Annotated in this window: 23 protein-coding genes and 1 riboswitch; of the genes, 12 read left to right on the forward strand and 11 right to left on the reverse strand. The window is 69.6% G+C overall.

All coding sequences use genetic code 11. The features are described from left to right. Positions 1–34: 34 nt before the first annotated feature. Positions 35–1,474, forward strand: a complete 1,440-nt coding sequence (locus tag ACSQ14_RS14150; RefSeq protein ID WP_436013816.1) for an MBOAT family O-acyltransferase — start codon at positions 35–37, stop codon at positions 1,472–1,474. Continuing rightward, entirely contained in the window at positions 1,474–3,105 is a 1,632-nt protein-coding gene (locus tag ACSQ14_RS14155; protein ID WP_436013818.1) for an alginate O-acetyltransferase AlgX-related protein, read from the forward strand. The genes ACSQ14_RS14150 and ACSQ14_RS14155 overlap by 1 nt, the downstream gene beginning before the upstream one ends. A gap of 28 nt (positions 3,106–3,133) precedes the next feature. Here ACSQ14_RS14155 and ACSQ14_RS14160 read toward each other — a convergent pair whose 3' ends face one another. Further along, a complete protein-coding gene (locus tag ACSQ14_RS14160) occupies positions 3,134–5,464 on the reverse strand; it encodes a PAS domain S-box protein (protein ID WP_436013820.1) in 2,331 nt (776 codons plus the stop codon). Between the two features lie 189 nt (positions 5,465–5,653). Here ACSQ14_RS14160 and ACSQ14_RS14165 point away from each other — a divergent pair, with 189 nt between their 5' ends. Both ACSQ14_RS14165 and ACSQ14_RS14170 read left to right on the forward strand, forming a co-directional pair. Then, on the forward strand, positions 5,654–7,285 hold the full coding sequence (locus ACSQ14_RS14165; protein WP_436013822.1) for a long-chain-fatty-acid--CoA ligase: 1,632 nt from the start codon (positions 5,654–5,656) through the stop codon (positions 7,283–7,285). 43 nt (positions 7,286–7,328) lie between these two features. Further along, the gene (locus ACSQ14_RS14170) at positions 7,329–8,495 is read left to right on the forward strand and encodes an isovaleryl-CoA dehydrogenase (RefSeq protein WP_436013824.1); all 1,167 of its coding nucleotides are present in this window, start codon (positions 7,329–7,331) and stop codon (positions 8,493–8,495) included. Here ACSQ14_RS14170 and ACSQ14_RS14175 read toward each other — a convergent pair. Beyond that, the gene (locus tag ACSQ14_RS14175; RefSeq protein ID WP_436013826.1) at positions 8,492–9,262 is read right to left on the reverse strand and encodes an alpha/beta fold hydrolase; all 771 of its coding nucleotides are present in this window, start codon (positions 9,260–9,262) and stop codon (positions 8,492–8,494) included. The genes ACSQ14_RS14170 and ACSQ14_RS14175 overlap by 4 nt on opposite strands. A 292-nt stretch (positions 9,263–9,554) precedes the next feature. On the opposite strand from ACSQ14_RS14175, the gene ACSQ14_RS14180 reads away from it, so the two are divergent. The 3 genes from ACSQ14_RS14180 to ACSQ14_RS14190 all read left to right on the forward strand — a co-directional run bounded on the left by ACSQ14_RS14180 (position 9,555) and on the right by ACSQ14_RS14190 (position 11,884). Continuing rightward, positions 9,555–10,229, forward strand: a complete 675-nt coding sequence (locus ACSQ14_RS14180) for a CoA transferase subunit A (protein ID WP_436015426.1) — start codon at positions 9,555–9,557, stop codon at positions 10,227–10,229. Next, on the forward strand, positions 10,229–10,873 hold the full coding sequence (locus ACSQ14_RS14185; RefSeq protein WP_436013828.1) for a 3-oxoacid CoA-transferase subunit B: 645 nt from the start codon (positions 10,229–10,231) through the stop codon (positions 10,871–10,873). The genes ACSQ14_RS14180 and ACSQ14_RS14185 overlap by 1 nt, the downstream gene beginning before the upstream one ends. Positions 10,874–11,107: 234 nt before the next feature. Further along, positions 11,108–11,884, forward strand: coding sequence for an enoyl-CoA hydratase-related protein (locus ACSQ14_RS14190; protein WP_436013830.1), 777 nt, complete (start codon positions 11,108–11,110; stop codon positions 11,882–11,884). A 16-nt stretch (positions 11,885–11,900) separates the two neighbouring features. Here ACSQ14_RS14190 and ACSQ14_RS14195 read toward each other — a convergent pair whose 3' ends face one another. Continuing rightward, a complete protein-coding gene (locus ACSQ14_RS14195) occupies positions 11,901–13,754 on the reverse strand; it encodes an ATP-binding protein (RefSeq protein ID WP_436013832.1) in 1,854 nt (617 codons plus the stop codon). A gap of 147 nt (positions 13,755–13,901) precedes the next feature. On the opposite strand from ACSQ14_RS14195, the gene ACSQ14_RS14200 reads away from it, so the two are divergent. Beyond that, positions 13,902–14,090: a DUF3008 family protein gene (locus ACSQ14_RS14200; RefSeq protein WP_436013834.1), complete on the forward strand. Its 189-nt coding sequence runs from the start codon at positions 13,902–13,904 to the stop codon at positions 14,088–14,090. Positions 14,091–14,156: 66 nt separating this feature from the next. On the opposite strand, the gene ACSQ14_RS14205 is transcribed toward ACSQ14_RS14200, so the two are convergent. Then, positions 14,157–15,944: a long-chain-acyl-CoA synthetase gene (locus ACSQ14_RS14205; RefSeq protein ID WP_436013836.1), complete on the reverse strand. Its 1,788-nt coding sequence runs from the start codon at positions 15,942–15,944 to the stop codon at positions 14,157–14,159. A 337-nt stretch (positions 15,945–16,281) separates the two neighbouring features. On the opposite strand from ACSQ14_RS14205, the gene ACSQ14_RS14210 reads away from it, so the two are divergent. Next, entirely contained in the window at positions 16,282–16,983 is a 702-nt protein-coding gene (locus ACSQ14_RS14210; RefSeq protein WP_436013838.1) for a hypothetical protein, read from the forward strand. A 19-nt stretch (positions 16,984–17,002) separates the two neighbouring features. Here the strand turns inward: ACSQ14_RS14210 and ACSQ14_RS14215 are convergent, their stop codons facing one another. After that, positions 17,003–17,431 (reverse strand): OsmC family protein, encoded by a 429-nt coding sequence (locus tag ACSQ14_RS14215; RefSeq protein WP_436013840.1) that lies wholly within the window; start codon positions 17,429–17,431, stop codon positions 17,003–17,005. Positions 17,432–17,670: 239 nt separating this feature from the next. Here ACSQ14_RS14215 and ACSQ14_RS14220 point away from each other — a divergent pair, with 239 nt between their 5' ends. Beyond that, the gene (locus ACSQ14_RS14220; protein WP_436013842.1) at positions 17,671–17,880 is read left to right on the forward strand and encodes a hypothetical protein; all 210 of its coding nucleotides are present in this window, start codon (positions 17,671–17,673) and stop codon (positions 17,878–17,880) included. Between the two features lie 140 nt (positions 17,881–18,020). Here the strand turns inward: ACSQ14_RS14220 and ACSQ14_RS14225 are convergent, their stop codons facing one another. Beyond that, positions 18,021–18,332, reverse strand: a complete 312-nt coding sequence (locus ACSQ14_RS14225) for a CC_3452 family protein (protein WP_436013844.1) — start codon at positions 18,330–18,332, stop codon at positions 18,021–18,023. A gap of 267 nt (positions 18,333–18,599) precedes the next feature. Then, on the reverse strand, positions 18,600–20,465 hold the full coding sequence (gene thiC, locus ACSQ14_RS14230) for a phosphomethylpyrimidine synthase ThiC (RefSeq protein WP_436013846.1): 1,866 nt from the start codon (positions 20,463–20,465) through the stop codon (positions 18,600–18,602). A 43-nt stretch (positions 20,466–20,508) separates the two neighbouring features. After that, a riboswitch (TPP riboswitch) is annotated at positions 20,509–20,616 on the reverse strand. A 134-nt stretch (positions 20,617–20,750) separates the two neighbouring features. Here thiC and ACSQ14_RS14235 point away from each other — a divergent pair. Beyond that, positions 20,751–21,443 carry an aspartate/glutamate racemase family protein gene (locus ACSQ14_RS14235; protein ID WP_436013848.1) on the forward strand — a complete coding sequence of 231 codons (693 nt, stop codon included), beginning with the start codon at positions 20,751–20,753 and terminating at the stop codon, positions 21,441–21,443. 84 nt (positions 21,444–21,527) lie between these two features. Then, positions 21,528–22,400: an SMP-30/gluconolactonase/LRE family protein gene (locus tag ACSQ14_RS14240; protein WP_436013850.1), complete on the forward strand. Its 873-nt coding sequence runs from the start codon at positions 21,528–21,530 to the stop codon at positions 22,398–22,400. Here ACSQ14_RS14240 and ypfJ read toward each other — a convergent pair. The 4 genes from ypfJ to ACSQ14_RS14260 all read right to left on the reverse strand — a co-directional run bounded on the left by ypfJ (position 22,397) and on the right by ACSQ14_RS14260 (position 24,639). Further along, positions 22,397–23,248 carry a KPN_02809 family neutral zinc metallopeptidase gene (gene ypfJ, locus ACSQ14_RS14245; protein ID WP_436013852.1) on the reverse strand — a complete coding sequence of 284 codons (852 nt, stop codon included), beginning with the start codon at positions 23,246–23,248 and terminating at the stop codon, positions 22,397–22,399. The two genes, ACSQ14_RS14240 and ypfJ, sit on opposite strands and share 4 nt — an antisense overlap. Before the next feature lie 81 nt (positions 23,249–23,329). Beyond that, entirely contained in the window at positions 23,330–23,722 is a 393-nt protein-coding gene (locus ACSQ14_RS14250) for a hypothetical protein (RefSeq protein ID WP_436013854.1), read from the reverse strand. Between the two features lie 85 nt (positions 23,723–23,807). Further along, on the reverse strand, positions 23,808–24,287 hold the full coding sequence (gene bfr / locus ACSQ14_RS14255) for a bacterioferritin (RefSeq protein ID WP_436013856.1): 480 nt from the start codon (positions 24,285–24,287) through the stop codon (positions 23,808–23,810). A gap of 166 nt (positions 24,288–24,453) precedes the next feature. Continuing rightward, entirely contained in the window at positions 24,454–24,639 is a 186-nt protein-coding gene (locus tag ACSQ14_RS14260) for a (2Fe-2S)-binding protein (protein WP_436015428.1), read from the reverse strand. Between the last annotated feature and the right edge of the window lie 88 nt (positions 24,640–24,727).

Below are 24,727 nucleotides of genomic sequence, written 5' to 3' on the forward strand. Positions count from 1 at the left end.
CGCCTGCGGTGAGTCGGTGGGGGGCGCAGGGTAGATGCTGTTCAGCTCAATCATCTTCATCTTCTATTTTCTGCCGGTCTTCCTGCTCGGCTACTACCTGAGCGGCTGGCGCACCGCGGCGCTGCTGACCGGCAGCGTGGTCTTTTATGTCTGGGGCGAAGGTCCCTACGTCCTGCTGCTCGGCGCGCTGATCCTGGCGAACTGGGCCGCGTCGCAGGCGATGGAGCGGACGGTTGCGGCCGGGCGACGCCGCGCGATCCTGATCGGCATCGTCGCCCTCGACCTCGCCGTGCTGGGCTTCTTCAAGTACGCGGGCTTCCTGGCGCACAACCTGAACGCCGTGCTGCCGGCGCTGCGCCTGCCGGAGCTCCAGCTCGCCCTGCCGCTGGGGATCTCGTTCTTCACCTTCCAGCTGATCAGCTACGTGGCCGACGTCTACACCCGCGCCGTGCCGGTCGAGCGCGGGCTGACGCGGTTCGCCGCCTACATCCTGATGTTCCCGCACCTGATCGCGGGGCCGATCGTCCGCTACGCGCACATCCGCGACGAGCTGCACGCCGACCGCCGCCGCACCGGCCAGATCGGGCTGGGCCTGCAGTACTTCATCGTCGGGCTGAGCCAGAAGGTGCTGATCGCCAACACCCTGGCGCCGCTGGCCGACCACGCCTTCGACATGCCGGTCGCCGGGCTGGAGCCGACCACCGCCTGGCTGGGCGCGGTGGCCTATACGCTGCAGATCTATTTCGACTTCTGCGGCTACTCCAACATGGCCATCGGCCTGGCCTTCCTGCTGGGCTTCACCTTCCCGAAGAACTTCGACTACCCCTACGTCTCGCGCTCGATGACCGAATTCTGGCGGCGCTGGCACATCAGCCTGTCGTCCTGGTTCCGCGACTACGTATACATCCCGCTGGGCGGCAACCGCGCCGGCAAGCTGAAGACCGTGCGCAACCTGCTGGTGGTGTTCCTGCTCACCGGCTTCTGGCACGGCGCGGCCTGGAACTTCATCGCCTGGGGCCTGTTCCACGGCGGCTTCCTGCTAATCGAGCGGTTCGGCCTCGGCAAAGCGCTGGAGCGCGCGCCGCGGGTCGTCGGCCACGTCTATGCGCTGCTGGCGGTGCTGATCGGCTGGGTGCTGTTCCGCGCCGCCGACCTCGACAAGGCGCTCGGCTTCTACGCCGCGATGGTCGATTTCGGCGCCGCCCGCGCGCCCGACACCGCGCTGCGCCTGCTGCTGGACCGCGAGACGATCGCCGCCCTGGTGCTCGGTGCAATCTTCGCCCTGCCGGTGCTGCCGTGGCTCGGCGAGCGGCTGCGGCTGCCGCGCCTGCCGGCCTCGGCCCACCTGCCCGCTCGGCTCGATCCGCACGGCGTGCACGTGCTGTCCGTCACCCTGCTCGCCGGCGGGCTCTTGGTCAGCGTCGCCAAGCTGGCGAGCTCGAGCCTCAACCCCTTCCTCTACTTTCGGTTCTAATGCGCCCCCTTCCCAAGCGTCATTGGCGGCGGCTGACCGCCACCTGCCTGGCGGTGCTGGCCGCCGGCCTGCTGCTGCCGGCCGCGCTCGACCCGCCGGACCTGCAGGAGAACCGCGAGCCGCGCGCGGCCCCCGCCACGCCGCGCTCGCCGGCGGAGCTGCGCGCCTGGCCCAAGGCGATGGACGCCTATGTCACCGACAGCTTTCCGGCGCGGACCCACCTGATCGCGGCGCTCAACTTCCTGCGCTACCGGCTGGGCGTCAGCGGAGCCGAGCAGGTGATCGTCGGCCGCGACGGCTGGCTGTTCTACGACAACGGCCGGCACTTCGACGTGGCGCGCAACAACCCGGCCTTCACCGACGACCAGGCGCGCGACTGGCTGGCCGGCCTGGCCGGCCGCACCGAATGGCTGAAGGCCCGCGGCGTCCACCATCTGCTGCTGATCGGTCCGGACAAGGAGATGATCGTCCCGCAGTACGGTCCGGACTGGTACCGCGGCCCGGACCCCAACCGGCCGGCCCCGCTGCTCGGCCGGCTGAACGCCGTGGCCGGCGTCGGCGAGATCGTCGATCCGGGCCCGGTGCTGCAGCAGCAGGCTCGCTGGGGCCTGAACGTCTACAATCCTTATGAGACCCACTGGACCGGGCTCGGCGCCTACCAGGCCTACGTCATGGTGATGCAGCGGCTGGCGGCCGCCGGGATCACCGACGGCCCTCGCCCGATCGCCGCCTTCCGCGAGATCACCGACGACCCGCACAAGCCGCGCAACCTGTCGCAGATGCTCGGCGTCGCCAGCTTCGTCGACGCCGACTATCAGCAGTTACGCGATCCGCAGACCGCCAGCAACACCGTCTGGCTGACCGAGAAGCAGAACTGGACGGCGCCGCAGGTCATCGAGACCGGGCACGCCGGCAAGCCGGTGCTGCTCATGCTGCGGGACTCCTTCAGCCTCGCCCTGCTGCCCTTCCTGGAGGGCCACTTCAGCCGCATCGTGCTGTACCACCATCAGGACGGGTTCTGGCGGCCGGAGCTGGTCGAGCGCTTCAAACCCGACGTGGTGATCTTCGAAGTGATCGAAAGCGGCCTGCAGTACGTGATGAACGGCTCGCCGCCGGCCTCGGAAGCCGCCCAGGCGCAGATCGCCCGCGCGCTCGCCGCGCCGCACCGGGTGGTCCCGCAGGCCGCCTCGGTCGCCGCGCCGAGCCGGCGGATCGAGGGCGACGGCGCTGACAACAAGCTGCACGGCGGCCGCAAGAGCGACGCGATCCACGGCCGCGCCGGCAACGACACGCTCGACGGGCGGGCCGGCGACGACGTGCTGCACGGCGGCCGCGGCGCCGACCGGGTGTCGGGCGCCGAAGGCCGCGACTGGGTGAGCGGCGACCGCGACGACGACACCCTGACCGGCGGTCCGGGCGCCGACCGCTTCCACATCGCGCCGGGCTTCGGCGCCGACGTCGTCACCGATTTCGCCGCCGCCGACGGCGACCTCGTCGAGCTGCCGACCGGCGCGCCCTACACCGTCCGGCAGAGCGGCGCGGACACGGTGCTCGAACTGGCCGGCGCGCGGCTCACCCTGCGCGGCGTGCGCGCCGCCGACCTGCCGGCCGGGTGGGTGGTCTTCCGCTGAACTGGAACCAGTTCAGAATGCTCCAGCCTCAGTGTGACGCCCGGGCGCTGGCGATCGCGCGGCGCAGGACCTGGGTGATCTCCTCGGCCGAGTAGGGCTTCTGCACCAGCTCGAAGCCCTGCGAGCCCTCGGCGGCCAGCACATGGCTGTAGCCGCTGGTCAGGATCACCGGCAGCCTGGCGTTGCGCCGGCGGATCTCGCGGGCCAGCTCGATGCCGCTCATCCCCGGCATCACCACGTCGGAGAAGACCGCGTCGAAGCCCTGCGGTTCGGCCTGCAGCAGCTTCAGCGCCGCCTCGGCGTTGGCCGCCCAGCGGGTCTCGAAGCCCAGCTCCGTCAGCATCTGGGTGGAGAAGGCGCCGACCTGCTCGTTGTCCTCGACCACCAGGATGCGGCCGCGGGCAGGGCCGGGAAGCTCTTCCCAATCGCTCTCATCGACCGGGCCCGGCCGCTCCGACGAGCGCGGCAGGAACAGGGTGAAGACCGCGCCCTTCCCCAGTTCGCTGTGCACGTCGACCTCGCCGCCGGACTGCTTGGCGAAGCCGTAGACCTGGCTCAGCCCCAGCCCCGTGCCCTTGCCCGCCGCCTTGGTGGTGAAAAACGGCTCGAAGATCTGCGCCAGCTTGTCGGCGGGAATGCCGACGCCGGTGTCGCTCACCGCAACCGCCACGAAGTGACCTTCGGCCGACTGATGGCCGCGCACCGGCGGCACCCGGTCGACCGGGTGGATGCGAATGGTCAGCCGCCCGCCGGTCTCCATGGCGTCGCGCGCGTTGACCGCCATGTTCACCAGCGCCGTCTCGAACTGGGTCGGATCGGCTTCGGTGAAGCAGGACTCGCAGTCGAGCCGGGTGACGAGCTCGATCTGCGGGCCGACCACCGTGCGCAGCATATCGCAGATCCGCTCGACCCGCCCGCCGACGTCGAACACCTCCGGCTTCAGCGCCTGGCGACGGGCGAAGGCGAGCAGCTGGCCGGTCAGCTTGGCCGCGCGCTCGGCGGTCTCGGCGATGGCCTCGACGTAGCGCCGGCGCCGCTCCTCCGGCAGCCCCTCGCGCTGCAGCAGGCCGGCCGAGGAGCGGATCACCGTGAGCAGGTTGTTGAAGTCGTGGGCGACGCCGCCGGTCAGCTGGCCGATCGCCTCCATCTTCTGGCTTTGCCGCAGGGCGTCCTCGGCGTTCAGCCGGGCGGTCACCTCTTCGGCCACGCGCAGTTCGAGCGTCTCGTTGAGCTGGCGAAGCGCAGCCTCGGCCTCCCGGCGCTCGGTGACGTCGAGCACGAATTCGACGACCTCGTCGCCGATCCGACGCCCGGCGAACAGCCCCCACCAGCGGCTGCCGTCCTTGCGGAAATACTGCTTCTCGTACGGGGTGGTCTCGCCCCGTTCGGCGATTTCCGCGACCGCATTCCGCGACGCCGGGTGGAACTCCGGCGGCGTGAAGTCCTGCCAGCTCTTGCCGAGGGCCTCCTGCCGGGAGAACCCGGTCATCTGCAGAAAGGCGTCGTTGGCGTCGGCCAGGCGGAAGTCCCCTCCGCCCCAGAACAGCACTCCGACGGTGCGGATCCTGAAGGCCTCGTTGAGCCGGGTCTGCGCCTGTTTGCGGGCGGTGATGTCCTCGACCACCGCGACGAAGTAATCCGGCTCGCCCATCTCGTCGCGAACCAGCGAAACGGTGAGGCTCACCCAGACGATGTCGCCGCGTGGAGTGACGTATCGCTTGTCCTTGGCGTAGGTCGCGACCTCGCCGGCCAGCAGCGCCTGGGCGTCGGCCATGTCCGAGGCCAGGTCGTCGGGGTGGGTGATGTCCTGGAAGCGCCGACGCAGGAGCTCCTCGCGGCCGAAGCCAGTGATCTTGCAGTAGCGGTCGTTGACCTCGAGGAAGGCGCCGTCCGGGCCGATGCGCGCCACGCCCACAGCCACCTGGTCGAAAACGCCGCGGTAGCGCTGCTCGGCGGCCTGCAGGTCGGTCAGGCGCCGCCTCCGGTCGGTGATGTGCTCGATCGTCAGCACGAGGCCGCCGACCTGGCCGTCCGGCGTGCGCCAGGGCCGCATCGCCCAACTCATCCAATCCAGCTGGCCGTCGGCGCGCGCCACCTCCTCCTCGGCCTGCAGCGCCTCGCCCTGCAGCGCCCGCCGGTGCAGCTGCCGCCAGCGGTCCGGCGCGCCCGGGAAGACGTCGTAGTGCGACCGCCCGGCGAGCGGCTCGGCGGGGTCCAGGCCGTGCTCGATCCGAAACTGACGGGAGCCCGCGAGGTAGCGCATCTCACGGTCGAAGATGGCGATCGAAATCGGCGCGACCTCGATCGCGTCCGGCAATAGATTGCCCGCCGACGGCGCTGGCGCGTTCCCAACGTCCATCTGCGCCGACACGCTCCTTCACTCATTTACAGGAAGCAAATGATTGAAAGGCCGGGTTTGTTGCCGCGACGGCCGGCGCGAGAGCCTACACTCTGGTCTGCCGCGCGGAACGGCCGCGAGAAGCGCCGCGTTGCCGGGCCACACAGGGTCCGTTAGCTCAGGTGCAGGGTGAATATTCGAGGTGGTCCAATGCTTGGCCTGATGCAGGATTGGCCGCTCACGGTCGACAAGATCCTCGACCATGCCCGCAGCTGGCACGGCGACGCCGAGATCGTCACCCGCTCGGTCGAAGGGCCGATCGTGCGGACCACCTACGCCGAGGTGCACAGTCGCGCGCGGCGGTTGTCCAACGCGCTGCATGCGCTGGGCGTGGCGCCCGGCGACCGGGTGGCGACCCTGGCCTGGAACACCGCGCGGCACCTCGAGGCCTGGTACGGCATCATGGGGATGGGCGCGGTCTGCCATACGCTCAACCCGCGGCTCCACCCCGAGCAGCTCTGCTACATCATCAACCACGCCGGCGATAAGGTGATCCTCGTCGACCTGACCTTCGCGCCGCTGCTGCTGGCCCATCGCGACAAGATGCCGAACGTGCAGCACATCGTCGTGCTGACCGACGAGGCGCACCTGGCGGCGGCGAACCTCCCGGGCCTGCTCTGCTACGAGACCCTGGTCGCCGCCCAGGCCGACGATTTCGCCTGGGGCGGCTTCGACGAGAACACCGCCGCGGGGCTCTGCTACACCTCCGGCACGACGGGCGCGCCGAAGGGCGTGCTCTACTCCCACCGCTCGAACTTCCTGCACACCCTGGTCACCCTGGGCGGCGACCTTCTGGGGATCAGCTCGCGCGACGTGGTGCTGCCGGTCGTGCCGATGTTCCACGCCAACGCCTGGGGGCTCAGCTTCTCCGGCCCGGCGGTCGGCGCGAAGCTGGTGATGCCGGGCGCCCGGCTCGACGGCGCCTCGGTGCACGAGCTGCTGGAGAGCGAGGGCGTGACCTTCTCCGCCGCAGTGCCGACCATCTGGCAGATGCTGCTCACCCACCTGCGCCAGAGCGGCGGCAAGATCACCACCCTGAAGCGGGTGGTGATCGGCGGCGCCGCGGTGCCCGAGTCGCTGGTGCGCGCCTTCCAGGACGACTACGGCGTCGAGGTGACCCATGCCTGGGGGATGACCGAGACCTCGCCGCTCGGCACGGAGTCCAACCCGACCGCCAAGACCCAGGCGCTCGACCCGGCCAGCCAGTTCCGGCTGAAGATGAAGCAGGGCCGCCCGCCGCTCGGCATCGAGATGAAGCTGACCGACGACGCTGGCCGGCTGCTGCCGCACGACGGCAAGACCTCCGGCCACCTGAAGGTGAAGGGCCCGTTCGTCTCCAAGGCCTACTTCGGCGGCGACGGCGGCGACATCCTCGACCCGGTGGGCTTCTTCGACACCGGCGACGTCGCCACCATCGACGGATACGGCTTCATGCAGATCACCGACCGGGCGAAGGACGTCATCAAGTCCGGCGGCGAATGGATCTCCTCGATCGAGATCGAGAATCTGGCGATGGGCCATCCCAAGGCGGAGCTGGCCGCGGTGATCGGCGTGCGCCACCCGAAGTGGGACGAGCGGCCGGTGCTGCTGGTCAAGCTGAAGCCGGACGAGACCGCCACGCGGGCCGAGTTCCTCGACTTCCTGGAAGGCAAGATCGCCAAGTGGTGGACGCCGGACGACGTGCTGTTCGTCAGCGACATCCCGCTCGGCGCGACCGGCAAGATCGACAAGAAGGTCCTGCGCGAGCGAATGAAGGATTATATGCTCCCATCAGCGCCATAAGGCGTTAGAACGATGCCGAACACGGCATCCGGGAGGATCACGTATGCCCCAGACCGCTTCTCCCGCGCTTGATTTCAACCTCGGCGAGACCACCGACGCGATCCGCGAGACCACCGCCCGCTTCGCCGCCGACAGAATCGCGCCGCTGGCCGCGCGGATCGACGCGGAGAACAGCTTCCCGCGCGAACTCTGGCCGCAGATGGGCGAGCTCGGCCTGCACGGGATCACCGTCGAGGAGCACTTCGGCGGCCTCGGCCTGGGCTACCTCGAGCATGTGGTGGCGATGGAGGAGGTCTCCCGCGCCTCGGCCTCGGTCGGCCTCTCCTACGGGGCCCACTCCAACCTCTGCATCAACCAGATCCGCCGCTGGGGCACGGAGGCGCAGAAGCAACGCTACCTGCCGAAGCTGATCAGCGGCGAGCACGTCGGCGCGCTGGCGATGAGCGAGGCCGGGGCCGGCTCCGACGTCGTCTCGATGCGGCTCAAGGCCGACAAGCGCGGCGACGTCTATGTGCTGAACGGAACCAAGTTCTGGATCACCAACGCGCCGCACGCCGACGTGCTGGTGGTCTACGCCAAGACCGCGCCGGGGACCGGCTCCGGCGGGATCAGCGCCTTCATCGTCGAGAAGGGCCTCAAGGGGTTCTCGGTCGGCCAGAAGCTCGACAAGCTCGGCATGCGCGGCTCCGACACCGGCGAGCTGGTGTTCGAGGACTGCGAGGTCCCCGAGGACAACGTGCTCGGTCCGCTGAACGGCGGCGCGGGCGTGCTGATGAGCGGGCTGGACTACGAGCGCACGGTGCTGGCCGGCGGGCCGCTCGGCATCATGCAGGCCTGCCTCGACGTGGTGCTGCCGTACGTGCGCGAGCGCCAGCAGTTCGGACGGCCGATCGGCGGCTTCCAGCTGATGCAGGGCAAGGTCGCCGACATGTACGTCGCGCTGAACGCCGCGCGCGCCTACGTCTATGCGGTGGCGCGGGCCTGCGACGCCGGCCAGACCACCCGCTTCGACGCCGCCGGCGCGATCCTGATGGCCAGCGAAAGCGCGGTGAAGGTGGCGCTGGAGTCGATCCAGGCGCTCGGCGGGGCCGGTTACACCAAGGACCATCCGGTGGAGCGCTGCCTGCGCGACGCCAAGCTCTACGACATCGGCGCCGGCACCAACGAGATCCGCCGCTTCCTGATCGGCCGCGAGCTGATCGGGGCCTAGGCCCGCCCCCCGGCGGCCTCCAGGATCAGCTCCGCGATCTCCTTCGGGTGCGAGATCAGCGACAGGTGGCTGGACCTGAGCTCGATGATCCGGGCGTTCATCCGCTTGGCCATGAAGCGCTCGAGGTCCGGATTGATCGTCCGGTCCTCGGTCGAGACCGCGTAGAAGCTGGGCTTCGAGCGCCAGGCGGCCTGGGTCGTCCTGCCGGTGAGCAGCGCCTTGTGGAACGGCTGCTGCGCCGCATAGAGCACCCTGGCCTTCACCTCCGGCACGTCGCCGGCGAAGTCCCGCAGGAAGGCCGCCTCGGTCAGCCGGCCCTGGTCGCCGTCGTAGACGATCCCGGCTGTGGCGGGCGGCGTCGGGAACTTCGCCGCCAGCGCCGCATAGTCCTCGCCGGCGTCCGGCGCCCGCGCCGCCACATAGACCACCGCCGAGACCTTCGGATGGACGCCGGCCTGGGTGACGATCATGCCGGAGAACGAATGGCCGGCCAGCACGGTCGGGCCGTCCTGCCGGGCCAGAACCCGCAGCGCCGAGCCCACCGCCTCGTCGAGGGTGGTCAGCGGATTTTGCACCGAGGTGACGTTGAGGCCCGCCGCCTGCAAACGCGGGATCACCTCCGACCAGCAGGACCCGTCGGCGAACAGCCCATGCACCAGCACGACGTTGCGCGCGCGCGTCGCCGCCTGGGCCGACGCCACGCGAGGCAGCACGGAGACGGCGGCTGCGGCCGCAAATCCGCAGGTCAGGGCGCGCCGGTCGATCATGTCCGCCACCTTCCGCAATCGGGCTCGAGTCGCAGGGCCGGAGGCCTCCGGTCGCGCCTGGATGGTAACGCAGCGAGCGGCCGTGCCGCCGCAATGGCCCTGCTTTCCGCAGGCTCCGGTTCGCGGGCATCCGAAATCGCATCGGGATCACGCCAAAGCCGTTTCCATGCTAAGTCGGCCTTGATATTGCGGCGCAGCATCGACGCCGAAGCGCAGGGGAAGGAGCCAGCTGGTGACAAGGAAGGTCCAGGCCACAGCCGTCGAGGCCCTTGCGGGTCTGCTGTTCGACGGCATGACCATCATGTCCGGCGGGTTCGGCCTGTGCGGCATCCCCGAAAACCTGATCGCGGCGATCCGCCAGAGCGGGGTGAAGGACCTGACGGTCATCTCCAACAACTGCGGCGTCGACGGCTTCGGCCTCGGCATCCTGCTGGAGGGCGGCCAGATCAAGAAGATGGTCTCCAGCTACGTCGGCGAGAACAAGCTGTTCGAAAAGCTCTACCTGTCGGGCGAGCTGGAGCTGGAGTTCAATCCGCAGGGCACGCTGGCCGAGCGCATCCGCGCCGGCGGCGCCGGCATCCCGGCTTTCTTCACCAAGACCGGCGTCGGCACGCTGGTGGCGGAAGGCAAGGAGGTCCGCGAGTTCGACGGCGAGCTCTACGTGATGGAGCGCGGCCTGACCGCCGACCTGTCGATCGTCAAGGCCTGGAAGGCCGATCACGAGGGCAACCTCGTCTATCGGAAGACGGCGCGGAACTTCAATCCGATGATGGCCACCGCCGGCAAGGTCACCGTCGTCGAGGTCGAAGACGTGGTCGAGGTGGGCGCGCTCGACCCCGACCAGATCCACACGCCGGGCATCTACGTCGACCGGATCATCAAGGGCGCAGTGTTCGAAAAGCGCATCGAACGCGTGACAACACGGCCGCGCGAAACCGCCGGCGCCGCCGCTGGGGAGGAGATCTGATGCCCTGGACTCGCGATGAGATGGCGGCGCGCGCCGCGACCGAGCTGCGCGACGGCTTCTACGTCAACCTCGGGATCGGCATTCCGACCCTGGTGGCCAACTACATCCCGACCGGCATGACCGTGACGCTGCAGAGCGAGAACGGCATGCTGGGCATGGGCCCCTTCCCCTACGAGGGCGAGGCCGACCCGGACCTGATCAACGCCGGCAAGCAGACCATCACCGAGCTCGACAGCTCGTCCTATTTCAGCTCGGCCGACAGCTTCGCCATGATCCGCGGCGGGCACATCGACCTGTCCATCCTGGGCGCCATGCAGGTGGCGTCCAACGGCGACCTCGCCAACTGGATGGTGCCGGGCAAGATGGTGAAGGGCATGGGCGGGGCCATGGACCTGGTGGCCGGCGTCAAGCGCGTCGTCGTGGTCATGGAGCACGTCGAGAAGTCCGGCGCGCCGAAGCTGGTCAACGCCTGCTCGCTGCCGCTGACCGGCGCCAGCGTCGTCGACCTGGTGGTCACCGACCTCGGCGTCTTCCGCACCGACCGCGGCAAGAGCCCGATGACCCTGATCGAGCTCGCGCCCGGCGTGAGCGTCGAAGAGATCAAGGCCAAGACCGAGCCGACCTTCGAGGTCGCGCTGCCGTAGGGCTGCGCGGCTTCGCGTCCAAGCAACCCCGTCATCCCGGACGGCCTGCAAGGCCGATCCCGGACCTAGGGGGCCCCGCACACCGCCCCTGGGTCCCGGCTCTCCGCTTCGCTCCGGCCGGGATGACGAAGGGGTTGGCGCATTCGCCCGGACTAAGCTCCAGCCGGCGCCTACGCTAGCCTCTCGGCGCACCCGCTCTTGTTGGGCGTCGGGACGGCGGCGAAACATGCCCCCATGGACTCCATCACGGTCGACCGCCGCGGACAGGTGACGACGATCACCTTGAACCGCCCGCAGGCGATGAACAGCATCACCCCGGACATGCACCATGCGCTGCAGGCGGCGTTCGACGGCTTCGCGGCCGATCCGGAGCAGCGCATCTGCGTCGTCACCGGCGCCGGCGAGAAGGCGTTCTGCGCCGGCAGCGACCTGAAGGCGATGGCCGCCGGCGAGGCGCGGCCCTACCCGGACAGCGGCTACGCCGGGCTGATCGCGCGGTTCGACCTGGCCAAGCCGGTGATCGCCGCGGTCAACGGCCTGGCGCTCGGCGGCGGCTTCGAGCTGGCGCTGGCCTGCGACATCATCATCGCCGCCGAGACCGCCAGCTTCGGCCTGCCCGAGCCGCTGGTCGGCACGGTGGCGCTGGGCGGCGGCCTGCACCGGCTGCAGCGGCAGATCGGCCTGAAGCAGGCGATGGGGCTGGCGCTGAGCTCGCGGCGGATCAGCGCCGCCGAGGCGTACCGGCTGGGCCTGGTCAACGAACTGGTCGCGCCGGGCGAACTGGCCGCCGCCGTCGAGCGCTGGTGCGCCGACATCCTGAAGGGCGCGCCGCTGGCGATCGAGGCGAGCAAGCAAACCATGCTGAAGAGTCTGGACGAGCCGAGCCTGGCCGCCGCGCTGCAGGCCCAGGCGAGGTATCCCGCCTTCGCCGCCCAGGCGACAAGCGAAGACAAGCTCGAGGGCGCAAAGGCCTTCGCCGAGAAGCGCCCGCCGGTCTGGAAGGGACACTGAGGGCGCAGGCGCGCCTTTAGGCGATCAACGCCGCTAGGCGCTCGGCGATCTGCGCCGGCTTCATGGGTTTCTGCAGGAGCGTGAAGCGGTCGCTCCGCTGGCGATGGACCGCTTGCGCGGCGACCTCGCCGACGTGACCCGTGAGCAGGATCGCCGGCAGGTCGGGCTTGCGGGCATGGACCTCACGAATGAGGTCGAGCCCGTCCATGCCCGGCATGGAGAAATCGGTGAGCAAGGCGTCGACCTCTGCGCCCTGATCAAGAAGCGCGAGCGCGTTCGCCGCGTCTTCCGCCTCGAGGATCACGAAGCCGGCGTCTTCCAGCGAGGCCATCAACATCTCCCGCACCAGTTCGTCGTCGTCGACCATGAGCACGCGACGCCCGACAGCCGCCGCAGACTCACGGGTCGAATCCGTTGGCGGGGGCGCAAGGTTGGCGTCGGCCTGAGGCAGCCAAAGCGTGACCGTCGTGCCGCGCCCCAACTCGCTGGCGATCGCAAAGGCCCCGCCGGACTGCTCAGCAAACCCCTTGGCCATCGACAGGCCGAGCCCCGTGCCCTTTCCCTTGGGCTTGGTGGTGAAGAACGGCTCCGCGACCCGGCTCAGGGTCTCTGCGCCAATGCCCGTTCCGGTGTCAGCGACGGCGATACGGACGTAGGCGCCGGCTTTCAGGCGCGGATGCTCGCAGTCGTGGTCGAGCACCATGCCGGCCGCCGAAACCGTCAGGTCGCCGCCCTTGGGCATGGCGTCCCGGGCGTTGGTCGCCAGGTTCAGGATCACGGTCTCGAGCTGCCGCCGGTCAGCCATGCAGCGGCCCGGCGTCCTGGCGACGTCGATGTGAACGTTGATCGACGGTCCGATCGTGTGGGCGAGCAGGTCGCCCACGTCGGTCAACAGTGCGGCGGCGTCGACTGCTTCGTGGTTCAGGGCGTCACGGCGGGCGAAGGCCAGAAGGCGGCGGCTGATCGCGCTGCCGCGTTCGACCGCGTCCTGAATTCGCTGCGCATCGCGAACGACGCCTTCCCGGTTCCCAGGATCCCGGTCGATGCGCGCCGCGCCGCCGCTGACCACCTGCAGGATGTTGTTGAAGTCGTGCGCGATCCCGCCGGCGAGTTGGCCAAGCGCGGTCATGCGCTCGGCGTGCGCCGACTGCGCCTGCGCCTGCTCGCGCGCGGCCACCTCGCGGCGAATCTGCGCCTCCGCCAGCAGGCTGTTAACCAGCAGGGCCGCGGTCCAGTTGAGCGCGACGACGATCACCAAGAGGTAGCTGGCCAGCAGCGCGATGATCCCGGCCGAGGCGGGCGAGCCGTCCAGCGCCAGAGCGTAAAGGGCGCCGGCCGCCACCATCGCCACGTACGCCATCCCGGCGAGTGGAACGGCCGCCAGGACGAAAGCGCCGGCGCTCATCATGCCGGAGGTCACGCAGGCGACGAAGAGCTGGATCTGGACCGGTGCGCCCGGATAGGTGACCGCAGGCACCGCGCCCCAGAGGGCGCCAAAGGCCGCGCCGTTGAGGATCGCGCGCCGGACCGTCCTGCGCGACACGGACCGCCGTGCAATGTCCGTCCGGCCCCACCAGGCGCGGGAAAACCGCAGGGCCATGGCGAACAGCAACAGCGCCCAGACCCAGAGCACCGGGCGCAGGGCGCCCAGGGCGGCGAACGTCGCGAGCACGACTATTCCGTTGAAACAGCTCGCCGCCATGACGTAGGGCGAAACCCGCACGATGGCGTGGACCTGCGCGCCCCGGATTATCGCCGCATCTTCCGGATCCGCCGGGATCAGATCGAGCGCAATCGCCAGCGACCTCGGAAGCCGATGTGCCCAGGCATCCAGGGTGGATCGAGCCTGCCCTGGCAGCGACAAACGCATGCTGCAATCCGGGCCGCCCTAGCCCGTAAGACAAATGAAATCAGCGCGGGTTGGCTCCAGCCTTCGCCGCCCGCCGATGATCATCGGCTGACCGCAACTTCCCGCCGCTCGTCAGGGTTGGTGCGGTTCACGCGAGGAGAACCTCCCATGCCCGCCAAGTCCAAGGCTCAGCAGAAGGCCGCCGGCGCGGCGCTGTCGGTCAAGCGCGGCGAGACCCCGAAGTCGCAGGCCCGCGAACCGTCCAAGCACATGGCCGAGTCGATGAGCGAGGCCGAGCTCGAAAAGATGGCCTCGACCAAACGCAAGGGTAAGCCGGAGCACGTTCAGCGGCCGTAAGGCCATTCAGAAGCTTGAGCGCGTTCTTGTCGCAAAACCGGCGTCCACTTTTGCGGAACGCGCTCCTCAGACCTTCACCAGGCCGGAGGCGATCTTGTCGTAGACCGCCTTGGTGACCTTCACATAGCCGCGCTTGGGGTCGTGGAAGAACAGCGGCCCCTTGACCTTGCCCGGGTCGTAGCCGTCGGCCACCAAATCCATCTTGCGCATCTTGAAGGTGCCGGTGGTCTCCATCGCCGGCAGGATGCGCACGAACAGCGGCTGGGCGTAGAGCGGCAGCTCCTGGGCGACGTGGGCGCCGAACGTCTTGATGTCGAAGCTCTCGTCGACCACCAGGGCCGCCATGCCGGCGCGCCCCTCCGCGCCGTCGACCGCCACGCCGAACACATTCGCCTGCAGCACGCCGGCCGCGGCCTGCAGCCGTTCGGCGACCTCGTTGGTCGAGACGTTCTCGCCCTTCCAGCGGTAGGTGTCGCCGATCCGGTCGACGAAATACAGGTAGCCGTCGCCGTCGATACGCATCAGGTCGCCGGTGGCGAACCAGGCGTCGCCCTTCTCGAAAACGTCGTGCAGCACCTTCTTCTCGGAGGCCGCCTTGTCGACATAGCCGGTGTACTGGGCGCGCGCGTCGGTCCCGATCCGGCCGATGCATTCGCCGACCTGGCCCGCGCCCGCCTCGATGCAGAAGCCGTTCGCGCCGCGGATCGGCTTTTCGTTCTCCACGTCGAACTGGATGACCCGCACATTGAAGCGGCTGCGCAGCCATTTGGGCGCGCGGCCCACGGCGCCTTCCTTGCCGTCGAAGTTGAACAGGCTGACGTTGCCCTCGGTCGAGCCGTAGAACTCCAGGACCTCCGGGATCCGGAAGCGCTGCTTCATCACCGGCCAGATGTCGGGCCGCAGCCCGTTGCCGAACGCCATCCGCACCTTGTGCCGGGTCTCGTCGTCGCTCGGGGCGTGGTTGACCAGATAGCGGCAGAGCTCGCCGATGTAGACGAACATGGTGCAGCCTTCGGCCACCACCTCTTCCCAGAAGTGGCTCGCCGAGAAGCGCCGCTTGAGCACCACCGAGCCGCCATTGAGCAGGGCCGCGCCGAGCGCGCAGAGCCCGCCGGTCGCGTGGTAGAGCGGCAGGGCGACGTAGATCCGGTCGGTCTCGCGTGCGTCGGTCGCGCCGGCGAAACCCCGCATGTACAGCTGGCCGCGCACGTGGGTGATCCGCGCCGCCTTGGGCATGCCGGTCGTGCCCGAGGTGAAGATCAGCAGCAAGGTGTCGCGCGCCTGCAGCTCCTCGCGGATGCGGCGGTCGGGCTGCAGCTGGCTGCAGCTCTTCAGGGCCTGGCTCAGGTCGCGCTGGTCGCCGCGCGCCGGTCCCAGCACCCACTGCTGCAGCGGCCGCTCGATCAGCGCCCGGGCGGCCTCGAACGCCGGCGCGCTCTCGGCGTCGACGATGACGTGGCTGACGCCGGAGATGTTCAGGCAGTGCGCCAGCGGCAGGCCGGCCAGCTGGTTGTTGATGAGTGCGGTGACCACGCCGATCTTCGACAGGCCGTACCAGATCGCGAAATACTCCAGCCGATTCGGCATGAAGAGCGCCACAGTCTGGCCACGCCGCAGGTTGAGGCTCTTGCCCCAGTGGGCGAACCGGTTGGCCATGGCGTCGAGCTCGCCATAGGTCAGGGTCCGCCCCTCGAACGTGATCGCCGGCCGGTCGCGCCACTTCGCCACCGCCGCCTCGAGGTCGTCGCAGAGCAGGTGGCCGGAGCCCGGGTCGATCGACTTTACCCGCGCCAGTGTCCGGTTGAGGCCGCGCAGAAAACGCCACTCACGCTGAAGCCTAGCCTTAAGGCGCATCCTCTCCTCCGACTTGGATAGGGAGCTTGGCGGCGCGTCGGGCGCCGGGTCAAGCACAAGCGCGCGGACGCGGCGGTCACAGACGTGCGAGCCGCGCCACGCCGGGAGATGTCACAGTCGCCCTCCGGAAGATCGACCGCCGGCGGCAGCATCCATCCCGCGCCGCGTCATGAAGTCGCCGGCGCGATTTTCCAGCTCCGCAGTATTCGCTGAATTTTGGGCCGTCGGGTTGCTCCGCCGCCAGAAGCTTCTCCCCCCTCGCATCGGGATTTCGGCGTCGGAACCGCTCCGGGGAGAGGCCGTTTGACCTCGCGACACTGTACTGGAGAGAGTTGAAATGCCTGTGCAACCCGGCGGGCGCGAAGGCGCCGCCACATCCGGGACCGACGGCGCGATCTTCGCGTCGGTTCCGCTTTGGGAGCAGGATCGCAAGGGAGGCCACCGTCCGGCCAGCGATCCGGCGATGGACGCGGGCGAGGCCGGCGGCCTCGGCGAGCCGGTCGACGCCGCTTATGAGACCCAGCCCGCAGACGTCGGCCTGCAGACCGGCTACCCGCCGCGCCGTGCCGCGCCGGCCGGCGCAATCATCGCCGGCGCCGCGGCTCTGGCGATCATCGCCGCCGTCGGCTGGTACGCCAGCCAGCCGCGCGAGCGGGGCGTTCCAGAGCTGACCCCCGGCGGCCCGGACGGCGCTCCGGTCGCCTTGGCTGTCGTCGCGCCGCCGGAGACGAGCCTGCCCGGCCCCGCCCCGGCGACGGGCGAAGCCGCCAAGCCGGCGCCCGCCGCACGCCGCGCCACGCCGCCGGCGCAGACGCCTGCGCCGCGCGTGCGGCCCGCGCCGAGCGCCGGGGAGCGCCGGCGCGAACGCCAGCGCCACGACGCCGCCGACGATCGCTGCGCCCAACTCGCCGGCCACCGACCCGATGACGGTGAACCCCCTGCCGACGGCCCCGGTCGCCCCGACCGCTCCGACCGCGCCTGCGGCGCCGCCGGCGCCGACGCCGGATCCGACGACCACGCCCTGACGGCGCGGGCCTGAGCCGGGCCGCGCCGTCGGCTCAGCTCCCGGTCAGCTCGGCGTCGAGGGTGATCTCGGCGTTGAGCACCTTGGACACCGGGCAGTTCTTCTCCGCGCCGCGCGCCAGCTCGAGGAACTTCGCGCCGTCGATCCCGGGGATGCGCGCCCGCAGCGTCAGCGCCGAGCGGCTGATCTTGAAGCCGTCGCCGTCGGGCTCGAGCGTCACCGCGGCTTCAGTGCGGAGTTCCTCGGCGGTGAAGCCCTCGGCCTGCAGGCCGAAGGCCAGCGCCATGCTGAAGCAGCCGGCGTGCGCCGCCGCGATCAGTTCTTCCGGATTGGTGCCAGGCTCGTTCTCGAAACGGGTCTTGAAGCCATAGAGGCTGTCCGTGAGCACCCCGGACTGGGTGGTCAGCGCCCCGGTCCCGTTGCGGCCGTCGCCCTTCCACACCGCGCTCGCCTTGCGGATCATCGGTCGTCCTTTCTGGAGCTGAAAAGTAGCGGGAGCGCCGCTCCCGCCTGCTCAACGCCCGACCCGGACGTTCGGGGCCGTCTACGACGACGGACCGGCCCGATAGGGCGGGGCTAAGGCTATGCTGCACCGCAGCGTACTGCGCGACGACGCCGCATGGCGTTCTTTGACGGAAGCGGCTAAGGGGTTCGCCTCATCTCAACGTCGCCAACCGAGCCGCTGCAGGGAGCGCCGCCGTAATGATCTCGTCCAAGGAAGCCGCCGAGTGGGGTTCGGCCATCATGGTGTTCGCCTCCGGCGCACTGGCCGGGCACTACGCCGCCGTGGGCATGACGCCGATGCAATGGGCCGGCGCCGCCGCGGCGGTGCTGGGCTCGGTGACCGTGGCGGTCGTCGTGCGCGTGTGGCCGGCGAAGGCCAAGGCCTCGGCCAGCCCGCACCGCGACTGACGTCCCGGCCGGCGGCCGCGCGCGGCCGCCGCTGACATCGCGACCATAAAAAAGAACGCCCGCTCGCGCGGGCGTTCTTATTTTTGCGCCAAGTTCGGCTGTTCGGACGGGCCGCGCTCGCGGCCCGGTCCGCGCAGGTCCTACTTGCGGGCCGACTCGTTGCAGGCCGACACTTGGTCGCCCGACAGCGGCTTCGACGGCGGGCCGAACGAGTTCACCGCGCCCATTTGACGGGCCAGATCCTTGCAGCCGCGCAGCGAGGCGGTGTCGGCCGACGGCGCACGCGCAGCGCAGACATCGCCCAGGCACTCGAACACGGCGCCGCCGGCGACCGGCTTGGCCGCGCCGGAACCCGGCGTTTGCAGCTTGGCGACGACCGGTTCGGCCATCGCGCCGGTGGCGAAGGCGCCAGCGGCGATGGCGACGAGCGCGGCGGTGAGACGGAGCTTCATATCAATCCCCTTGATCGTAAGTTCGGTTGCCCTGGAAGGGCCATAAAAGCCAGCGAGCGGTCCCCTACACCAATTTTGGCCAGAGTTGTCGTAGGATTTTGTCGCAACCCTGAAACATCGTCGCTGCGGTCGCCGCAGTGGCGATAGAGCCACGCCCGATCGGGGCGAACCACCGGATCGGCAGGCAACGGGCTCAAATCAGGGGATTTGAGCCCGTTTTGATCGCAAAACCGGCAGCCGCTCTCGCCGAACGCGCTGCCGCCCGACTCAACCCTGAGGCGTCACGGGCACCAGGATTTCGCCGCCGGATTCGCGGAACTTGCGCGCCATCTCGTCGAGGTTGGCGTCGAGGTCGCTCTGCGCCGCGGCGTTCTCGGCCACGTCGTTCTGCGACCGGGCCGCGTCGCGGATGTCCTGGCTGATCTTCATCGAGCAGAACTTCGGACCGCACATCGAGCAGAAGTGGGCGGTCTTCATCGCCTCCTTCGGCAGGGTCTCGTCGTGGTACTCGCGCGCCGTCTCCGGATCGATGCCGAGGTTGAACTGATCCTCCCAGCGGAACTCGAACCGCGCGCGGGAGATGGCGTCGTCCCAGGCGCGGGCGGTCGGATGGCCCTTGGCGAGGTCGGCGGCGTGGGCGGCGAGCTTGTAGGTCATCACCCCGACCTTCACGTCCTCGCGGTTCGGCAGCCCCAGGTGCTCCTTCGGCGTGACGTAGCAGAGCATCGCCGTGCCGAACCAGCCGATCATCGCCGCGCCGATGGCGCTGGTGATGTGGTCGTAGCCCGGAGCCACGTCGGTGGTGAGCGGGCCCAAGGTGTAGAAGGGGGCCTCGCCGCAGGTCTTCAGCTGCTTGTCCATGTTGGCTTTGATCTTGTGCATCGGCACGTGGCCGGGGCCCTCGATCATCACCTGCACATTGTGCTTCCAGGCGATCTGGGTGAGTTCGCCCAGGGTCTCCAGCTCACCGAACTGCGCCGCGTCGTTGGCGTCGGCGATACAGCCCGGACGCAGGCCGTCGCCAAGGCTGAACGACACGTCGTACGCCTTCATGATCTCGCAGATGTCTTCGAAGTGCTCGTAGAGGAAGTTCTCCTTGTGGTGCGCCAGGCACCACTTGGCCATGATCGAGCCGCCGCGCGAGACGATTCCGGTGACCCGCTTGGCGGTCAGCGGCACATAGGCCAGCCGCACGCCGGCGTGGATAGTGAAGTAGTCCACGCCCTGCTCGGCCTGCTCGATCAGGGTGTCGCGGAACACCTCCCAGGTCAGGTCCTCGGCGACGCCGTTGACCTTCTCCAGGGCCTGATAGATCGGCACCGTGCCGATCGGCGCCGGGCTGTTGCGGACGATCCAGTCGCGGATGTTGTGGATGTTGCGGCCGGTGGACAGGTCCATGACCGTGTCGGCGCCGCAGCGGATCGACCACACCATCTTGTCCACTTCGTCGGAGACGTGGGACAGCACCGCCGAGTTGCCGATGTTGGCGTTGATCTTCACCAGGAAGTTTCGGCCGATGATCATCGGCTCGAGCTCGGTGTGGTTGATGTTCGCCGGGATGATGGCGCGGCCGCGGGCGATCTCGTCGCGGACGAATTCCGGGGTGCAGAAGTCCGGGATCTCGGCGCCGAAGTCCTCGCCGTCACGGATGAAGGCGTCAGTCTCCTTGCGGCGCAGGTTCTCGCGGATGGCGACGTATTCCATCTCCGGCGTGATGATGCCGCGGCGCGCATATTCCAGCTGGGTCACGACGGCGCCCGTCTTGGCGCGGTAGACGCGGCGCGGGGCGCTGAACTGCGGCGCCAGGCCATCGCCCTTGGCGAAGCCGTTGTCCTCGGGCTTCACCTCGCGCGGGTTCTCGACGATCTCGACGTCGCCGCGGGAGACGACCCAGGGCTCGCGGGTGCGCGGCAGGCCCTTCTCGATGTCGATCTTCACCGACGGGTCGGTGTAGGGGCCGGACGGGTCGTAGAGGGTCAGCGCCGGCTCGTTGGCGCTCGGGTGCACCGCAACTTCGCGGAACGGCACGCGGATGTCCGGCCAGCGTTCGCCCTGTTGATAGACTTTCCGCGACCCGGGACGCTCCCCGGTCGGAATGGCGGCGGCTTCCAGATTTCCAGCAGGCTTGTTCATGACGCGCGGCCTCGTTCAGTCAAAGCGGACCTGCGGCGAGGACGGAAATCAGCCTTCCCTTCCCTTCGCCGGCATGACCCGGATCAGGTTCGACGGGTCGCGGGTTTACCCGCCTCTCAGCCGCTCCAGCGCGGCCCCCCGAGGAGGCCGGGAAGGTAAGCGTTGTGCGCTTCGCACGCCAGCCTTTTCACAGGTTGCTGGCGGATCCGGCGTGATCGGGTTAGGCCGGGACATGCCCCCCGCCCGCCCGCCTGCCTTGCGCGCGCCGCGTCCGGAGCCTGCCTCTTGAGGCCGGCCTTGACCCTGGGCGTGCTCGGCCTGACGCCAGCCGCGACCCTGGACTTCCTGCAGCGGCTGGAAGCCAACACCCCGGCGGCGCTTGAACGCGACCACATCCGGGTGCTGGCCGACATCAATCCGAAGCTGGCCGACCCCGACGCGGCGAACGCCGGCTTCCTGCTGGCCGAAGCGGCCGGCGCGTTGGCCGGCGCCGGGGCCGACGTGCTGGCGATCATCGACGACGCGGCCCACGCCCACACCGAGCTGATCGAGCGGGCCTCGGGGCTGGCGGTCGTCGACATGATCGACGCCGCGGCCGACGCCGCGCGGATGGCGGACGCGCGCCGGGTCGGCGTGCTGGCGCCGCGCGGCGCGATCCGGCTCTACCGCGAATATATCGCCGCCCACGCCATGGGGATGGTCAGCCTGGAGGGCGAGCGGGCGCAGGCGTTCGCCGCCGCGCTGCAGGCGCTGCGCGACGGCGACCTCGGCCGCGAACGCCGCGCCGAGATGCGCGCCTTCGCCGAAGAGCTGATCGCCGGCGGCGCCGAGGTGCTGATCGCCGGCGCCGTCGAGCTGCCGCTGGTGCTCGATTCCGCCGGGCTGCACGTCCCGCTGATCACGCCGGCCGAAGAGCTGGCGCGGCGCTGCGTCGCCGTCTGCATGGGCCTGGAGCCGGCCCCCTCCCCCACGCTCTGAGCGCCCGCGCGGCGGTTTGACCGCCTGGGCCGCCGCGCGTCATCGTGCGCGCAGATAAAGTGAGAGAAGATCGGGAGGACGGACGTGCAGATCCATCGCGTCGATACGCGGCGCTGCATGGTGGGCGAAGGGGCGCTCTGGTACGCCGACGAGCAGGCGCTCTACTTCCTCGACATCACCGGCCGCAAGGTTCACCGCTACGACCCGGCCGCCGGGACCACGCGGAGCTGGGAGACGCCGAGCGCGGTGGGGGCCATGGCGCTGCGCCAGCGCGGCGGCGCGGTCGTGGCGATGAAGGACGCCGTCTGGGGCCTCGATCTGGCGACCGGCGACTTCGCGCCGATCGCCCAGCTGGAGGGCGCGCCGGCGCGGGCGACGTTCAACGACGGCAAGGTCGACCGCCGCGGCCGCTTCGCCATCGGCCTGTGCGACAGCGACATGAGCGACCCGCAGCCAATCGGCGGCCTCTACAGCCTGGGCGCCGACCAGCGCTTTCGCGAGCTCGACCGCGGGATCCACTTCTCGAACAGCCCCTGCTGGTCGCCGGACGGCGCGACGCTCTACTTCTCAGACAGCCTGAAGAACGCGGTCTACGCCTACGACTACGACCTGGAGACCGGCGCCGCCGCCAACCGACGGCTGTTCGCCGACACCACCGCGCTCGGCGGCATGCCGGACGGGGCGACCACCGACCGCGACGGCCTGGTCTGGATGGCGATCTTCCGCGCCGGCAAGGTGGTCGCCTTCCGGCCCGACGGCCGGGTCGAGCGGGAGGTCGCGATGCCGGTGCGGCTGGCGGTCAGCGTGGCGTTCGGCGGCGCGAACCTCGACCAGCTCTATGTGACGACGATCGACCCGAGCTTCTTCGGCGAGCCAGCCCAGGCCGGCGGGGGCGAGGTCTATGTGATCGAGGGGCTCGGCGTGCGCGGCGTGCCGGAGCCGCGCTTCGCCGGCTAGAGCCGGCTGGTGTTGAAGGTGTCGCAGGCCGACGGATCGCCGCTCTGCACCCCGACGCGGAACCAGCGCACCCGCTGGGCCGAACTGCCGTGGGTGAAGCTGTCCGGCGCCACGCGGCCGGTGGCCTGCTGCTGCAGGGTGTCGTCGCCGACCGCCGCAGCGGCGCGCAGGCCGTCCTCGACGTCGTTCGGCGCCAGCGCCACCTGGCCGCCGGAGACCTGGGCGGCGTGCGCCGCCCAGACGCCGGCGTAGCAGTCGGCCTGCAGCTCGAGCCGCACCGAGCCGCTTTCGGCCCCCTGCGCGCCCATCCGCCGGGCCTGCTGGTCGGCGCCCAGCTGATGCTGCACGTGATGGCCGATCTCGTGGGCGATGACATAGGCCTTGGCCGCGTCGCCGCCGGCCCCGAAGCGGCCGCCGAGCTCCTGCCAGAACGACAGGTCGAGATAGACCTTCTGGTCCGTCGGACAATAGAACGGGCCCATCGCCGACTGGCCGAGGCCGCAGCCGGTGCCGGTCGACTGGGTGTAGAGCACCATCGCCGCCGGCGGCCGGTAGGTGCGGCCCGCGTCCTGGAAGAGCGGCGCCCAGACGTCGTCGACATTGGTGGCGACCACGTCGACGAACTGTCCCTCGCGGTCGGCGACCTGGCCGCGGACGCCTTCCTGCTGCGCCGCGGGCGCGCCGCGGCCGTCGACTGCCTCCATGGTCGTCTGCGGATTGATGCCGAACACGAAGTAGCCGATCAGCGCCAGCACGATTCCGCCGAGCCCCAGCCCGCCGGCCGCGGCCGGGCCGAGACCGCGACGGTCCTCGATGCCGCCCGACTGGCGTCCGCCTTCCCACCGCATGTCGTTCTCGCTCCGATCAACCGCCGAGCCGATAACGCGGCAGGTCGGGCCCGCGCTCCAGCCGCCTGTGATCGAGGAGCGCTAGCGCCGGTTCTCCGCCGCCGCGCGGACCCGGGCGTTGGAGGCGGCGAGCGTGTCGTCGGGGATCGAGACGAGGCCGCTGGCGTCGATCTGCGGCAGCGGCCCGCTGGCCGGCGGCTGCGGCAGCGCCGGCGTCTGGCTCTGCAGCTGCAGGTCGTCGAGGGCCTGCTGGGTGCGCGTCTGCGCTTCGAGGTTGGTCAGCCGGTTTTCGAGGATCACCGCGCGCTGATCGGCCTGGTCCTGCCGTGCGCGCAGGTCGTTGGCCCGCAGCTGGAAATCCAACTGCTGCTGCAGCGACGGCGACGGCAGCGCCTGGGCGCGGACCGGGCCGGCGGCGGCGAGGCTGACGGTGACAGAAAGAATGGCGACGGAGAGAACGGCGGGCTGGCGCATCTTCGGGCTCCGGAAGGCCCTTGAGGATGCGTCGTTAGGTGGGGAGCCCCCGCGCCTGGCGCCAGCGCTCCCCGGCCGCAACAGGCTACTCGTCGAACTCGCCGGCGGCGCTTTGGATGTAGTTGGCCTCGCCCATCGAGCTCAGCAGCTTGAGCTGGGTCTCGAGGTAGTCGATGTGGTTTTCGGTGTCGCGCAGGATCTCCGACAGGATCTCGCGGCTGACATAGTCCTGGACGGTTTCGCACTGAGCGACGCCGGCCACCAAAGTCGCCCGACCGCCGACCTCAAGTTGCAGATCCGCGGTCAGCGCCTCCAGCACATTCTCGCCGATCGAAAGCTTGTGCAGGTCCTGGAGATTGGGAAGGCCATCAAGAAAAAGGATTCGTTTGATGAGCTTGTCGGCGTGTTTCATCTCGTCGATGGATTCGTCGTAGATGACCTTGCCGAGCTTGGTGCAGCCCCAGTTGTCGAGCATCCGTGCATGCAGGAAATACTGATTCACGGCGGTGAGCTCGTTCGTCAGCACCTCGTTGAGCCGAGCGATGATCGCCGGATCGCCTTTCATGGGACCTCTCCTGAATACAACGCGCGGAGAATCGTCCCATCCGGCCCGGCTGGCAATAGGCGCAAGGCGCCCACGAGCTATTTCCCGCTCGGATCTGACAACCTGAGCAGTTGATGCTCTCTTCACTCAACGACTTGCGCGGATCCCGCTCGGGACCTGCGCAGGTCTATTCCGCGGCGTAGCGAAGCGCCTCTTTGGACTCCGCGATCATGCCGCGCATGTCACACACGCATTTGGCGCACTTGGGCGAGCACGCCCGGGACCTGAAGACATCGGCGGGCCTACGGGCCCCAGCGGCGATGGCGGCGCGGACTTCCCGCTCGCGGATACCGTTGCAATTGCACACGTACACGTGACCGACCTTCATCCCTATCAGGACGCCAGCCGCCTTCGCGGCCTTTGTTGACGAGGATGATGGTGCAAGTGCGAGTCGGTCGCAA

Source organism: Phenylobacterium sp. LjRoot219 (assembly GCF_964252995.1).
Taxonomy (GTDB): Bacteria; Pseudomonadota; Alphaproteobacteria; order Caulobacterales; family Caulobacteraceae; genus Phenylobacterium.

Coding starts and splice junctions, on each gene's coding strand:
- thiC (WP_436013846.1), bottom strand. CDS start 20,465: ATGAACAAGCCTGCTGGAAATCTGGAAGCCGCCGCCATTCCGACCGGG.
- ACSQ14_RS14155 (WP_436013818.1), top strand. CDS start 1,474: ATGCGCCCCCTTCCCAAGCGTCATTGGCGGCGGCTGACCGCCACCTGC.
- ACSQ14_RS14215 (WP_436013840.1), bottom strand. CDS start 17,431: ATGATCCGCAAGGCGAGCGCGGTGTGGAAGGGCGACGGCCGCAACGGG.
- bfr (WP_436013856.1), bottom strand. CDS start 24,287: ATGAAAGGCGATCCGGCGATCATCGCTCGGCTCAACGAGGTGCTGACG.
- ACSQ14_RS14190 (WP_436013830.1), top strand. CDS start 11,108: ATGGACTCCATCACGGTCGACCGCCGCGGACAGGTGACGACGATCACC.
- ACSQ14_RS14210 (WP_436013838.1), top strand. CDS start 16,282: ATGCCTGTGCAACCCGGCGGGCGCGAAGGCGCCGCCACATCCGGGACC.
- ACSQ14_RS14170 (WP_436013824.1), top strand. CDS start 7,329: ATGCCCCAGACCGCTTCTCCCGCGCTTGATTTCAACCTCGGCGAGACC.
- ypfJ (WP_436013852.1), bottom strand. CDS start 23,248: ATGCGGTGGGAAGGCGGACGCCAGTCGGGCGGCATCGAGGACCGTCGC.
- ACSQ14_RS14195 (WP_436013832.1), bottom strand. CDS start 13,754: ATGCGTTTGTCGCTGCCAGGGCAGGCTCGATCCACCCTGGATGCCTGG.
- ACSQ14_RS14160 (WP_436013820.1), bottom strand. CDS start 5,464: ATGGACGTTGGGAACGCGCCAGCGCCGTCGGCGGGCAATCTATTGCCG.
- ACSQ14_RS14165 (WP_436013822.1), top strand. CDS start 5,654: ATGCTTGGCCTGATGCAGGATTGGCCGCTCACGGTCGACAAGATCCTC.
- ACSQ14_RS14180 (WP_436015426.1), top strand. CDS start 9,555: ATGACCATCATGTCCGGCGGGTTCGGCCTGTGCGGCATCCCCGAAAAC.
- ACSQ14_RS14150 (WP_436013816.1), top strand. CDS start 35: ATGCTGTTCAGCTCAATCATCTTCATCTTCTATTTTCTGCCGGTCTTC.
- ACSQ14_RS14205 (WP_436013836.1), bottom strand. CDS start 15,944: ATGCGCCTTAAGGCTAGGCTTCAGCGTGAGTGGCGTTTTCTGCGCGGC.
- ACSQ14_RS14185 (WP_436013828.1), top strand. CDS start 10,229: ATGCCCTGGACTCGCGATGAGATGGCGGCGCGCGCCGCGACCGAGCTG.
- ACSQ14_RS14225 (WP_436013844.1), bottom strand. CDS start 18,332: ATGAAGCTCCGTCTCACCGCCGCGCTCGTCGCCATCGCCGCTGGCGCC.
- ACSQ14_RS14220 (WP_436013842.1), top strand. CDS start 17,671: ATGATCTCGTCCAAGGAAGCCGCCGAGTGGGGTTCGGCCATCATGGTG.
- ACSQ14_RS14175 (WP_436013826.1), bottom strand. CDS start 9,262: ATGATCGACCGGCGCGCCCTGACCTGCGGATTTGCGGCCGCAGCCGCC.
- ACSQ14_RS14250 (WP_436013854.1), bottom strand. CDS start 23,722: ATGCGCCAGCCCGCCGTTCTCTCCGTCGCCATTCTTTCTGTCACCGTC.
- ACSQ14_RS14200 (WP_436013834.1), top strand. CDS start 13,902: ATGCCCGCCAAGTCCAAGGCTCAGCAGAAGGCCGCCGGCGCGGCGCTG.